A 12718-nucleotide genomic window follows, 5' to 3' on the forward strand; every position below is an offset into this window, starting at 1 on the left:
AGCGGGCGGAAGGCTCGACCGACGCGGGGCTACTTCTTCGCGGCGGGCTTCTTCGCGGCGGGCTTCTTCGCGGCGGGCTTCTTGGCGGCGGGCTTCTTGGCGGCGGTCGTCGTCGTGCGGCGCTTCTTCGCCGGTGCGGCCGCGCGCTTCTCGGCCAGGAGCTCGATCGCGCGCTCGGCCGTGATGCTCTCCGGCGTGAGGTCGCGCGGCAGCGTCCGGTTCGTCTCGCCGTCGGTGACGTACGCGCCGAAGCGGCCCTCCTTGACGACGATCGGCTTGCCGCTGGTCGGGTCGTCACCCAGCTCGCGCAGCGGCGGGGTCGCCGCCCGCGCGCCGCGGCCGCGCTTCGGCTCGGCGTAGATCTTCAGCGCCTCGTCCAGCGTGATCGTGAAGAGCTGCTCCTCCGAGGCGAGCGTGCGCGAGTCGGTGCCCTTCTTCAGGTACGGCCCGTAGCGGCCGTTCTGCGCCGTGATCTCGTCGCCCGACTCCGGGTCGGTGCCCACCACACGCGGCAGCGACAGGATCTTGAGGGCGTCCTCAAGGGTCACCGTCTCCAGCGTCATGGTCTTCAGCAGGGACCCGGTGCGCGGCTTCGGCTGGGCAGCCTTCGCCTTCTTCTGCGCCGCCGCCGACAGGTTCGGGTCGATCTCCGGCAGGTCCAGAACCTCGGTGACGAACGGCCCGTACCGGCCCGACTTGGCGATGATCGTGTTGCCGGACACGGGGTCGACGCCGAGCTCCTTGCCGTCATCGGCCCCCGCGGCCAGCAGCTCCCGCGCCGCGGCGACGGTGAGCTCGTCGGGGGCGACGTCCTCCGGGATCGACGCCCGCGGCGGGTTCTGGCCCTCCTCGACCTCAGCGCCCAGGTCCTCCACGTACGGTCCGTACCGGCCCACGCGCACCCGGATGCCCTCGCCGATCTCGACCGAGTTGATCGCCACCGGGTCGATCTCGCCGAGGTTCTCCACCAGGTCGTGCAGGCCCGAGCCCGAGCTCTCGCCCGAGCCGTCGCCGAAGTAGAACCGCGACAGCCAGGCCACGCGATCGCGGCTGCCCGACGCGATCTGGTCGAGGTCGGCCTCCATCTCAGCCGTGAAGTCGTAGTCCACGAGCCAGCGGAAGTGCTCCTCCAGCAGCCGCACGACGGCGAACGCCAGCCATGTCGGGATCAGCGCCTGGCCCTTGGTCCGCACGTAGCCGCGGTCCTGGACGGTCGAGATGGTGGCCGCGTAGGTGGACGGGCGGCCGATGCCCCGCTCCTCGAGGGCCTTGACCAGCGACGCCTCCGTGTAGCGGGCGGGCGGCGAGGTGGAGTGCCCTTCTGCGGCGAGGCCGTCCCCGCGCATCGGGTCGCCCTCCGCCATGCGCGGCAGCCGGGCCTCCTTCGCGGACGCGTCCGCGCCCTCCGCGACATCGGTGCCCTCCTCGTACGCGGCGAGGAAGCCGCGGAACGTGATGACCGTGCCCGATGCGGAGAAGACGGCCTCCCGGCCCGCGAGGTCCCCGGCGGCGGCCGACAGCGTGGCCGCGAGGCGCACCGACGCGGTGGAGCCCTTGGCGTCCGCCATCTGCGACGCCACCGTGCGCTTCCAGATCAGCTCGTACAGCTTGAACTGGTCGCCGGAGATCTCGCGCGCCACCTGCGCGGGGGTGCGGAACGAGTCGCCCGCGGGGCGGATGGCCTCGTGCGCCTCCTGGGCGCCCTTGCTCTTGGACGTGTACAGCCGCGGAGCGCCGGGCACGTACTCGGGCCCGTAGAGCTCGGCCGCCTGCCGGCGGGCGGCGTCCGTCGCCTCCGAGGACAGCGACGGCGAGTCGGTCCGCATGTAGGTGATGTAGCCGTTCTCGTACAGCGACTGCGCCGTACGCATCGCCTGTCGCGAGCTCATGCGCAGCTTGCGCCCCGCCTCCTGCTGCATCGTGGAGGTGGTGAACGGCGCCGCGGGCTTGCGGGAGTACGGCTTGGTCTCGAGCGAGCGGACGGCGAACGATGCGTCCGCGAGCCCCTCGACGACGGCGCGCGCCGACGCCTCGTCGAGGTGCGTCACCCCGGTGCGGACCTTGAGCCGGCCCCGGTCGTCGAAGTCACGGCCCGAGGCGACGCGCTCGCCGGCCAGGCCGGAGAGCCGGGCGCGGAACGCCTGCCCGGCGTCGTCCCCCGTCGTCGGGGCGAACTGGCCGGAGACGTCCCAGTAGTCGGCGGTGACGAACGCCATGCGCTCGCGCTCGCGCTCCACCACGAGCCGCGTCGCGACGGACTGCACGCGGCCCGCGGACAGGCCCTGGCGCACCTTGCGCCACAGCACGGGCGACACCTCGTAGCCGTAGAGACGGTCGAGGATGCGCCGGGTCTCCTGCGCGTCGACCAGGTCGGTGTCGAGCTCGCGCGTGTTCTCCAGCGCCCGCAGGATCGCCTCGCGGGTGATCTCGTGGAAGACCATCCGCTTCACGGGGACCTTGGGCTTGAGCTCCTGGATCAGGTGCCACGCGATGGCCTCGCCCTCGCGGTCCTCGTCCGTCGCGAGGTAGAGCTCGTCGGCCTCCTTGAGGGCCTTCTTCAGCTCGCGGACCTTCTGCTTCTTGTCCGCGTGCACCTCGTAGTACGGGTCGAACCCGTTGTCGACGTCGACGGCGAACTTGCCGTACGGGCCCTTCTTCATGTCCGCAGGCAGGTCACGCGGCTGCGGCAGGTCGCGGATGTGCCCGACGCTCGCCTCGACCTCGAAGTCGTCGCCGAGGTAGCCCTGGATCTTGCGAGCCTTGGTGGGCGACTCGACGATCACGAGCTTGCGTGGCTGGGGCATCCGTTCCTGCTTTCCCTGTTGCTAAAGCGGTGCTGGCGGCTGGCAGCCGGCCGGTCATGTCACGGTACGACATCCGCTTGACACTCCCCGTCACGGGCCGACGGGCGGCACTCTACCGAGGGGGGCGGCGACGCTGCGCGGTGAGCTGACGCAGGACGAGGAGGACGGCGAAGGCGGCGCCGGTCACGGCGAGGACGCCTAGGGCGCCCGCCGCGTACGCGGTGACGTCGGGAGCGAGGGGCACGGGGTCGCCCTTCGTGACGAGGCCCACGAGCGTCGCGCCCGAGACGACGCCGGCCACCAGCGAGGCAAGCAGCAGCAGGCCCGCCACGACGTGCGACCCGAGCGCGGCATACGACGCACCGCCGCGCCGCGGCTCGTCCGTCGACGACGCCGGCGTGAGGGCGCACACCGCCGCCCCCCAGGCGAGCACGACCAGCACCGCCGCAACGACGTCCGACGGCCGGTGCCACTGGCCCACCAGCGTGGAGACCCCGGTGGCGCCCGTGTAGGCGGCGCCGAGCACCGCGACGACCGGCCGCCACACGCGCGGCGTGACGAGCAGCAGCGCCACGGAGACCGACGCGGCCACCGTGGTGTGCCCGCTGGGGAGCGTATTCGCCCCGGTCCAGTCCGACAGCACCTCGGGGCGGCCGAGCACCCCGTGCTTGAGCACCTGGGTGGTCACGTTGGCGCCGCCCACCAGCACCGCGACCTGCAGGGCGAGCACCCAGCGCCGCCGCGCCACCGCGACCAGCACGGCGGCGGCCACGCCCGCGACGACGAACGCCACGGACACGACGTCGAGCACCGGCTCGGCGACCTGCCACAGCCGGCCCTGGCCATAGGCGGCGCCCCGGAACGCGAGCTGGTCGACCGCCTGCCCGGTGGGCGTCGCGACGAACAGCCGCCACGTCAGCCACACGCCGACCGCGGCCAGCACCGCCACGACCCCGGCGACCACGCGGGGGGCTGTGCGCGCCTGCGGGGCCGCCCCCGGCCCGCGCCAGGCGCCGACCGGGAGGATGGGCGCGCCGACGCCCGTCGGCCCCGGGTCGGGGACCGGCGGCGTCTCGGGGCGCGGGTCGGCTAGCACAGAGGTCACGCTACCGACCGGGTGTGACGAAAACGTACGCGGAACGTGGGGACATCTCCCCTCCCGTACAGGGCGAGGCACCGGCGACTGACGGCTCAGTAGCCCGAGATCATCCCAGTATCGTGACGCCATGGCAGACGGCAGCCCCTCGCGACGGCCCCGCCCCTCGCGCGCCGAACGGCGCGAGGAGATCCTGGGCGCGGCGACGCGCGTGTTCGGATCGAAGGGCTACCACGCGGGGTCCCTCGTGGACGTCGCCGAGCAGGTGGGCATCACGCACGCGGGGGTACTCCACCACTTCGGCAGCAAGGACAAGCTGCTGCGGGCAGTGCTCGAGTACCGCGACCGGGTGGACGTCGAGCACCTCGAGGGCAAGCACATCCCCGGCGGCCTCGACCTGTTCCGCCACCTCATGACGACGGCCCGCCTCAACATCGAGCGCCGCGGCATCGTCCAGGCCTACGCCGTGCTCACCGGCGAGTCCGTGACCGACGGCCACCCCGCCGCCCCTGGGTCACCGAGCGCTTCGCCGTCCTGCGGGCAGAGATCACCACCGCCTTCCTCCAGGTGGCCGAGGAACGCGGCACCCCGCTCGACGAGGCCCCCGCGCGCCGCGCCGCCAGCGCCGTCGTCGGCGTCATGGACGGCCTGCAGGTGCAGTGGCTGCTCGACCCCGACGCCGTCGATCTCGCCGAGGACACCGCGTTCGCGATCGAGGCGCACCTTGCGTCCGCCCTCGCCGGGCCGGACGCCCCGCGCGCCGTCCCCGTCAGCTCGTCACCAGCGTGAGGTCGTAGGCGTCGAGGATCTCGCCCACCGGCTGGAAGAACGTCTCGCCACGCGGCCAGGCCGGTATCAGGTAACGGTGAGGTCAGCAGTTCTCCGCGGTGTACGTGCCGACCGCCTGCCCGGCCTCCTGGAAGGACTCGTCCGTCATGGCGGTCATCGCGTCGGCGATGTTCGACTGCGCGTCGGCGGCCTCGGGGTCCGCCACCGCCTTGCCGAGCGCGTCGGTCGCGGTGCGGAACGCCGTCGTGAGGGTCCCCCAGTCGTCCGCGATCTCGGCGGGCGGCTCACTCACGCCCTCGAGCGTGCCGGTCAGCTCCTCGAGCTGGTCGATCGTGGGGTCCAAGTTCGTCGGGTCCACGTCGCCCAGCGCGGACGACGTCTCGGTGAGGACCTGGACGGCGGAGCAGACGTCGCCGCCGGTGGCCGCGTCGTCCTCGGCCGGCGCATCCTCGGTGGGCGACTCCTCGCTGGGCGTCTCCTCGGTGGCCGACTCCGCAGGGGCCGACTCGTCGGCGGAGGCGCCGGCGTCGCCGTCGGAGCCCGAGCCGCTGCATGCAGCCAGGCTGAAGGCGATCAGGGCGCTCGCGGCCACGGCGGTGGCCCGGGAGATGGTCTGTCGGTTGCGCATACCACCCATGGTGACGGACGAGTCCCGATCGTGTCGAAGGGACGAACCAACCCCGCTGGTTGAGCTTGTCGAAACCAGGTCGACGAGTCAGGTCGACGAGTCAGGTCGACGGGTCAGGTCGACGGATTCGACGAGCTCAACCGGCGATAGGGCGCAGGAACCCGTCGCGCACCAGGCCGCGGACGGCGGGCAGCAGATCGGCCCGCAGGTCGTCGGTCGGCACGTCCAGCAGTGCGGACAGCGCCCCGACGATCTGCCCGACGGCGAGCTCTCCGTCGCACACGCCGACGAACGCGGCGAGCCCGGTCGAGGCCTGCACCCCGCGGCCCAGCCCGTCGCCCTGCCGGATCACGACGACGTTCGGGTCGCCCTGGCCCGGCGTGTGGAACCGCTCCTCGGTGACGTCGTCGGCCATCACGAGGTGCGCGCCCGCGAGCGCGGCGTCGTCGCGGGCGGCGAGCCAGTCGTGCGCGGCCAGCGACGCCGCGAGGTGCGCGCCCAGCGGCTGGCGCACCGACCCGGTGTGCTCCTCCAGGCGGCGCAGCGTCGGGCGCGTGCCCTCGGCGGGGCCCTCGGACGGGCGCCGCAGGGTGACGATGCCGAAGCCGACGGCCTCGACGTCGCGGGAGGCGAAGTCGTCGAGCCACGCCCCGTACGCGGCGGCCCAGGCGGCGGGCTCCCGCTCCACGGTGGTGCCGCCGTCGCGGATCCACGTCTCCGCGTACTCGGCGGGGTCGAGCACCTCGCGCTGGATCACCCAGCCGTCCAGGCCCGACGCGTCGAGCCAGGCGCCCACCCGCTCCGCCCAGCCCTCGCCGCGGCGGTGCTCCCAGTTGCCGAGGAGCTGCGCGACGCCGCCCGGGGCGAGCACCTGGCCCACCTCCCGCACGAGGTCGCGCACCAGGTCGTCGCCCGACCGGCCGCCGTCGCGGTACTCGTAGTCGCCCAGCGCCTGCGCCAGGGCGGCGCCCGCCGCGCCCGCGTGCGGCGTGATGACGAACGGCGGGTTGGACACCACCAGGTCGAAGCGGTCGTCGGCCACGGGCTCCAGCAGGGAGCCGTGCCGCAGCTCGACGTCGGCCGACGGCGTGTTGAGCGCAAGGTTGAACCGGGCGAAGCCCAGCGCCCGCCGGGAGAGGTCCGTGCCCACCACGCGGCGGGAGTGGCGCGTGGCGTGCAGCGCCTGGATGCCGGAGCCGGTACCGAGGTCGAGCACGCGGTCCACGGGGTTGCGGATCGTCACCTGCGCGAGGGTGGTCGAGGCGCCACCCGTGCCCAGCACGTGGTCGGTGGCGAGCCGGCCGCCCGTGGCCAGCTCGGCGAGGTCGCTGGCCAGCCACCACGACGCCTCGCCGCCGGCGTCGACGGCCGCGTACGGGCGCAGGTCAGAGGCGGCACGCACGGCGTCGTCGGCGCCCTCCCCCGCGGTTCCCACGAGGCCGAGGCGCCGGGCCCCGTCCGCCCCGAGGCCTGGCAGCGCGCGATCGAGGGCCGCTCGCGGGACCTCGTCGCCGAGCAGGAACAGCCGGGCCAGCACGGCGCGGGGCTCCAGCTCCGCGCCGAGGGCCGCCAGTGCCCGGCGGGCGGGCACGGTCTGCTCGCGGTCCAGCGCCGCCGACGCGACGCCGCCCAGCGCCTCGCGGACGCCGTCGACGGTGTAGGCCGCCGCGTCGAGGTCCGAGCGCAGCGCGTCGACGAGCGGGGCGACGCCGGCGGCGCTGCCGGGCACGGGCGCCGAGGCCGACGGCGAGCCGCTCATCGGTCCGCGCAGGACGTCGAGAGGAAGCTCGTGACGTCCTTGGCCGCCGTGGTCGCGGCCGCCGTGTCGTCGGCGCCGATCGCCTTGGCCATCGCGGAGCTCACCGCGTTCGCATCGTCCTCGTCCACGTCCTCGAACGCCGTCACCGCGCTGCCGAGGTAGTCGGACATGGCGCCCCACGCGGACGCGACGTCCGCGGGCGGCTCCACCGACGTCATCGCGCGCTCCCCGGTGCGGAAGCTCTGCACCAGCGCGCGCGGGTGCTCGGGGCTGAGGTCGACCAGCGCGCGGTTGGTCGACGCCCACGCCTGCTGCAGCGCCGAGCACTGCTCCGCGTCCACCGCGTCGTCCTCCGCGCTCGGTGCCGGGGACGCGCTCGGCTCCGACTTCGGCGCCGAGCGCGACGGCTCGCCCTCGACGCCCATCCGCAGGTCACCGGGGATCGTCACCGCCGGGGCGGGCTCGGCGACGGGCTCCGCGCCGCCGTCACCGGCCTGGCTGCACCCCGCCAGCACGGCGCCCGTCAGGAGCATCCCCACGACGACGACCGGGAGATGACGGGACACGGGGCGGGCTCGGCGCATCCACCTATGGTGAACCACCGCTCGCGCGCGCGGAAATCTGGCCTCGCAAGCTCAATCAGCAGGTTCGTCGGTCGCGTCGTCGGCCGTGTCGTCCGCATCGGCGCAGCCGTTCTTGAGGAACGTCGTGACCCGGTTCGACGCCGCCGTCATCGCCGCGGTGTCGAGGTCGGCCAGGGTTTCCGCCACCACCGACGCCGCCTCGCCCTCGTCCGCGCCCTCGACCTCGCCCGCCACGGCGCCCACGTAGGTCCGGACGACCTGCCAGTCGTCCGCGATCGCCTCCGGGGGGCTCGCCTCCGCGAGGGCGTCGCGCGCCCCGACGAAGCCGCGGCGCAGCGTGGCGGGGTCCTCCGCCGACATCCCCAGCTGGAGGGTCGCGGAGCGCGACCAGGCCCCCTGGACCACCGTGCACTCGTCGGCAGGGCCGGACGCGGCCTCGGGCGGCGCGGGCCCATCCGTCCCCGACACGAGGCCGGACGCGAACCCCGCGCAGATGCCCGCCATCAGCGCCACCGCGCCCGCCGCACCCAGGGTCGACCGACGACGCCACGCCCCTTCCACCGGCCGCATCAGACCGCGACGGGTGCGTCGCACGCGAGCTCGTGTCCTGCTGGCCCTCATGTCCGCGAAGGGTACCGGCAGCACCTGGAACCACGGCACATCGACGCAGGTCACCGGGCGCCGCTTGACCCAGGGCGACCGTTCGTACAGATTACGCGCGTGACCTCTACCACGCCCGGCCTCTGGGTGCATCCCGACCATGACCCCCGTGCGTCAGGCGTGGACCCGGTGGGCGAGAAGGAAACCCTCTGGGAATACCTGTGTCGCTACCGCATGACGCTGGTCATGAAGTGCGAGGGCCTCGACGCCTCCCAGCTCGCCCGCCGTGCCGTGCCGCCGTCCACGCTCTCGCTGCTGGGCCTGGTGCGGCACCTCGCGAACGTCGAGCACCACTGGTTCCGACGGGTGCTGCAGGGCCACCCCGAGCGCGGCCCGTTCGAGCTGCCGGGCTACCCCGACGTCGACTTCGACGGCGCGCTGCCCGACGCGACCTGCGTCGACGAGGCGTGGCAGGCCTGGCACGCGGCGGTCGAGGTCGCCGACAACTGGTTTACCGGCGAGGACATGAACCGCGAGGTGCCCTACGACGGCGGCACCGTCGAGGCGCGCGACGTGCTGCTGCACGTGCTCGAGGAGTACGCCCGCCACATGGGTCACGTGGACCTGCTCCGCGAGTGCGTCGACGGCCGCACCGGCCTCTAGTCTGGGCGGGCCGTCGACGGTTCAGGCGGTGTCGTCGGCTTGCTTCACCGCCTCGATCAGCCGTTGCAGAAGCGCGCGAAGGGCGTCGACATCTGATTCAGGGAAGTGCTCGAGCATGCGGCGACGGCTCTCGTCGGCGACCTCGTTGATGCGGGACAAGGTCTCCTGGACCGCGTCCACGGGCGCGCCGCCGTCGACGACGGCGCCGGGCTCGGCGCGGTGATGGCCACCGGCCGCGCCGCGTAGCGTGCCCATCATGCGGAGCTTCCTCAGCGGCGTCCTGGTCCTGCTCGCCGTGCTCGCGGCGGTCGTCACCGTGCCGGCGCGGTACGTGGAGAACACCGTGCTGGACACCGACGCCTACGTGCGTGCGACGGCGCCGCTGGGGTCGAAGTTCGTCGTGCAGGACGCCGTCGCCGAGGCGTTGACCCGCGCGGTCACCGACCAGGTCGACTCGGGGGCTCTCTCCGCGGCAATCCGTCCGGTCGTCGGCGAGGTCGCCGAGCTCTTCGTGCGGTCGGACTCGTTCCCGTCGGTCTGGACGGAGGCGAACCGGCAGGGGCATGTCGCCGCCGTGACCCTGCTCCGCGACGAGGGCGCTGTGGTCGACGCCTCCCAGGGCGTGGTGACCGTGCCGCTCGACCCGTTCCTGGAGCGCATCGCGCAGGCGCTGCGCGACCGCGGGCTGCCCGTCTCCGAGGGCTTCGCGAGCACAGGGAGCGAGATCGTGATCTACGACTCGGCCAACCTCCGCGCCGCGCAGGAGGCGGTCGGCCTGCTCGACCGGGTGACGCCCTGGCTGGTGCCCGCCCTCCTCGTCCTCGCCGCGGCGGCCGTGCTGGTCGCCAGGCCGGGGCGCCGCCTGCGGACCGCCGCCGTCACCGCCGGGCTCGTCGCCGTCGCGATGCTGCTGCTCCAGCTGCTCGTCCCGGTGGCGGTGGAGCTCGGGCTCGGCGGGCTGGACTTCGGGTCGTCCGGGCAACAGCTGCTCGACGCGGCCGCCGACGCCCTGGTCGTGCCGCTGCGCACCCAGCTCTGGTGGGCCTTCGGCATCGCGGCCGTGCTGAGCGTCGGGTTCGGCGTCGCGGCCGCGGCGACGCGCCGCGGCCGCGACGCCGGCTGACCAGGCTCAATCGCCGGACGTCGCCCAGAAGAGGGCCTGCGCGGCCTGGCCCATGCCGCCCTTGGGGTGGGTGCGGAAGAACACCGAGGTGCCGAACACCACGGCGCGCGCCCCGGACCCGGCCTCGCCCGACACGACGGCCGCCTGCCCGGCCGCGGCGTCCGGCCCGTCCGCCCCCGAGCCCGACGGCGCCCAGTGGCCGGCGAGGAACGGCTGCTCGCGGTCGTAGGTCTGCTCCACCGTGGTGCCCTCGCCGAGGTCGGTGAACCACGTCGCCGGGTAGACGAAGGACTCGTCCTGGGGGTGCGCGGCGAGCAACGAGGAGCGCGGGGTGTCGACGTCGACGATCCCGTTGCCCGCCCGGTTGCCGCTCACGGCCGCGCCCTCGACCAGCCCGTACGCCGCGGCGACGGCGAACGCCGCGGCGGTGCGCCCGACGACGGAGCCGCCGTCGTCCACCCAGTCCTGCACGGCGGCGCGGCCCGCGCCGCCCGCCGGCAGGTTCAGCGACGTGCCGACCCACAGCACGTCCGCGCCCTCCAGCCCGGTGCTGTCGGTGCCGGCGCCGGCCTCGATGCCCTCGGCCGTCACGCGGACCAGGTCGTCGAAGCCGAGCTCGGTGAGGGAGAGCAGGTCGTCCTGGCCGCCCGCGTACGCGACCGTGAGGTCGTCGAGCTCCGTCGCGTCGTCGAGCGCCGCGACGTCGTGCCGGGACGCCCGCTCGAACGGGACGTCGTGCTCCTCGGCCGCCTCCCGCGCCGCGCGCAGGCCCTTCGGCCCCACCACCGCGCGGCCGTCGTCGAGCAACCAGGCGGGCGCGTCGTCCTCGAGCAGCGCGTTGAGCGCCCGGTAGTCCTCGACGCCCGCGACGTCGAACGCCACGTACCCCGCGCCGCGCGGCAGCCCGCCGTCCGACGGCTCCCCCCGCAGCGCCACCACGCCGCGGATCGCCCGGTCGGTGGTCGAGCCCACGCGGTCGACCGTCGCGCCCCACAGCGACGACAGGCTCCACGCCGAGATGTCGTACATCGACGGCACCTTGTCGGAGATGTCGGTGCCCACGTCGAGCATCGCGTTCGCCAGACCGCGCAGCGGCTGGTGCAGGTCGACGACGAACGAGCCCCTCGGGTACGTGGTGCCGTCGACGCGCGTCGCGCGCGTCAGCGTGCCGACCTCGACGCCGTGGAACAGCAGCTGGTCCACCAGCGCCTCGGCGTCGGCGGCGGAACGCTGCCCGTCGCCGGCCGGGATCACGTAGGCGCGGGGCAGGTCCACCGGGTCCTGGTCGTCCGCGACGTCCCAGTGCTGCTTCCACTCGTCCGGCCCGGGCACGGCGGCGACGTCCTCGGCCGTGAGGGCGGCCTTCGGCCCCCCGGCGACGCCGCGTCGGAACACCTCGATCTGGTCGGCGAGCATCGCGTCGTCGTGCTCCGCGACGTAGCCGATCATCGACGTCATGGTCCGCTTCGCCACGGCGGTGTTGATGACGGCGTCCTCGGGCGTGGTCGTCGGGCCGGTGCGGCCCTTCGGCAGCTCGACCGTGCTGGTGGTGGCGCCGTGGAACGCCGCGTACTGGGCGGTGAAGATCGGCGGGTAGTCGTCCCAGCCCGACGGCGTGTCGCGGTACGGGATCTTGATGAACCCGGTGTTCTCGTCGACCGCCTCGTCGGTGGCCGGGTCGTAGTACGTGTTGCCGGGGATCTCCGCGGCGACAACGTCGTCCTCCACCTGCCGCGCGAGCGCGTAGCCGTGCGGGATGAAAAGGTCGTACTCGTAGTTCTGGCCGTGCGGCGGCCCGCACGGCTCCACCTGCAGCACATCGGTGTACCCGTGGAAGTCCGCCGCGTAGAGCGGCTGCAGCGCCTGCGCCGTCGCGACGAATGACCGGGACTCCGGCGTCGCCCCGGTGATCATGTCCCGGTTGGCGTCGAGGCGCAGGCTCGTGGCGCGCTGGCCGATCGTCCGCCCGTCGGGGTTCAGCGTCAGCGAGAAGTACAGGCGGTGGTCGTCGAGCAGGTCGGCCACGTCGGCGTCGTCGGACGTCGCGAGATCCTCGATGACCTGCATCGCGGCGTCGGTCCCCTCCCACTCGTTGCCGTGGATGTTCGCGCTGATCCACAGCGGCGTCTTGTAGCCCTGCTCGAGCCGGTGGTCGCGGGCCGCCCGGTCCGGCGCGGTGCGGATCTCCTCGCGCCACCGGGTCTGCTGTGCGGTCTCCTTGCGCGACTCCGGCTCGGTCAGCGTCACCAGGTACAGGTCGCGCCCGGCGGTGGACTGCCCGACCACCTGCGTCGACACCCGGTCGCTCGCGGCCATGAGGTCCGTCAGCCGGGGGGCGATGTCGGCGTGGCTGATGGTGCCGTTGAGGTCGGTGGCGTCGTCGTCGTTCGGCGGGAACACCGTGAGGTCGGGCTGGGACGGGTAGGCGCGGGGCACGCCGATCGCGCCGCCCGTCGTGCCGCCGTGGCCCTGCCCGGACGGCTGCCCCGTCTGCTGCGCGGCGCGCGCCAGCTCGGCGAACGACGCCGCGCCCGCCGTCGTCGCGTCCTGCTCCGGCCCGCGACCGGGACGGTCGGGGCGGTTGTCGGCCGCGGCGGCGCCGGTGAAGGCCGTCGCCGCGAGAGTGAGGGTGCTGAGCACCGCGACGGTGCGTGGGAGCTTCATGGGTCTCC

Annotated in this window: 11 protein-coding genes and 1 pseudogene; 4 read left to right on the forward strand and 8 right to left on the reverse strand. The window is 74.0% G+C overall.

Translation table 11 applies throughout. From position 1 onward, the window contains the following. Window positions 1-29 precede the first annotated feature (29 nt). Window positions 30-2804 (reverse strand): type I DNA topoisomerase, encoded by a 2775-nt coding sequence (gene topA / locus AC1C2W_RS11000; RefSeq protein ID WP_495413116.1) that lies wholly within the window; start codon window positions 2802-2804, stop codon window positions 30-32. A 112-nt stretch (window positions 2805-2916) separates the two neighbouring features. After that, entirely contained in the window at window positions 2917-3909 is a 993-nt protein-coding gene (locus AC1C2W_RS11005) for a phosphatase PAP2 family protein (RefSeq protein WP_495388900.1), read from the reverse strand. Between the two features lie 121 nt (window positions 3910-4030). Between AC1C2W_RS11005 and AC1C2W_RS11010 the strand changes: the two are divergent. Both AC1C2W_RS11010 and AC1C2W_RS11015 read left to right on the forward strand, forming a co-directional pair. After that, window positions 4031-4171, forward strand: a pseudogene (locus AC1C2W_RS11010) (TetR family transcriptional regulator); the annotation flags it as partial. A 296-nt stretch (window positions 4172-4467) separates the two neighbouring features. Further along, the gene (locus AC1C2W_RS11015) at window positions 4468-4689 is read left to right on the forward strand and encodes a hypothetical protein (RefSeq protein ID WP_495413117.1); all 222 of its coding nucleotides are present in this window, start codon (window positions 4468-4470) and stop codon (window positions 4687-4689) included. A gap of 82 nt (window positions 4690-4771) precedes the next feature. Here AC1C2W_RS11015 and AC1C2W_RS11020 read toward each other — a convergent pair whose 3' ends face one another. The 4 genes from AC1C2W_RS11020 to AC1C2W_RS11035 form a co-directional block, all read right to left on the reverse strand. After that, a complete protein-coding gene (locus AC1C2W_RS11020; protein WP_495388902.1) occupies window positions 4772-5317 on the reverse strand; it encodes a hypothetical protein in 546 nt (181 codons plus the stop codon). A 136-nt stretch (window positions 5318-5453) separates the two neighbouring features. After that, window positions 5454-7076, reverse strand: coding sequence for a DUF7059 domain-containing protein (locus tag AC1C2W_RS11025; protein ID WP_495388903.1), 1623 nt, complete (start codon window positions 7074-7076; stop codon window positions 5454-5456). Continuing rightward, window positions 7073-7660, reverse strand: coding sequence for a hypothetical protein (locus AC1C2W_RS11030; RefSeq protein ID WP_495388904.1), 588 nt, complete (start codon window positions 7658-7660; stop codon window positions 7073-7075). The genes AC1C2W_RS11025 and AC1C2W_RS11030 overlap by 4 nt, the downstream gene beginning before the upstream one ends. A gap of 51 nt (window positions 7661-7711) precedes the next feature. Next, a complete protein-coding gene (locus AC1C2W_RS11035; protein WP_495388905.1) occupies window positions 7712-8254 on the reverse strand; it encodes a hypothetical protein in 543 nt (180 codons plus the stop codon). A 126-nt stretch (window positions 8255-8380) separates the two neighbouring features. Here AC1C2W_RS11035 and AC1C2W_RS11040 point away from each other — a divergent pair, with 126 nt between their 5' ends. Then, a complete protein-coding gene (locus tag AC1C2W_RS11040; RefSeq protein WP_495388906.1) occupies window positions 8381-8923 on the forward strand; it encodes a DinB family protein in 543 nt (180 codons plus the stop codon). A gap of 21 nt (window positions 8924-8944) precedes the next feature. Here the strand turns inward: AC1C2W_RS11040 and AC1C2W_RS11045 are convergent, their stop codons facing one another. Then, window positions 8945-9181 carry a hypothetical protein gene (locus AC1C2W_RS11045; RefSeq protein WP_495413118.1) on the reverse strand — a complete coding sequence of 79 codons (237 nt, stop codon included), beginning with the start codon at window positions 9179-9181 and terminating at the stop codon, window positions 8945-8947. Between AC1C2W_RS11045 and AC1C2W_RS11050 the strand changes: the two genes are divergently transcribed. Next, the gene (locus AC1C2W_RS11050; protein WP_495413119.1) at window positions 9180-10046 is read left to right on the forward strand and encodes a hypothetical protein; all 867 of its coding nucleotides are present in this window, start codon (window positions 9180-9182) and stop codon (window positions 10044-10046) included. The two genes, AC1C2W_RS11045 and AC1C2W_RS11050, sit on opposite strands and share 2 nt — an antisense overlap. A 6-nt stretch (window positions 10047-10052) precedes the next feature. On the opposite strand, the gene AC1C2W_RS11055 is transcribed toward AC1C2W_RS11050, so the two are convergent. After that, window positions 10053-12710, reverse strand: coding sequence for a M14 family zinc carboxypeptidase (locus AC1C2W_RS11055; protein ID WP_495413120.1), 2658 nt, complete (start codon window positions 12708-12710; stop codon window positions 10053-10055). Between the last annotated feature and the right edge of the window lie 8 nt (window positions 12711-12718).

This window comes from Isoptericola sp. Y581 (genome assembly GCF_059445475.1).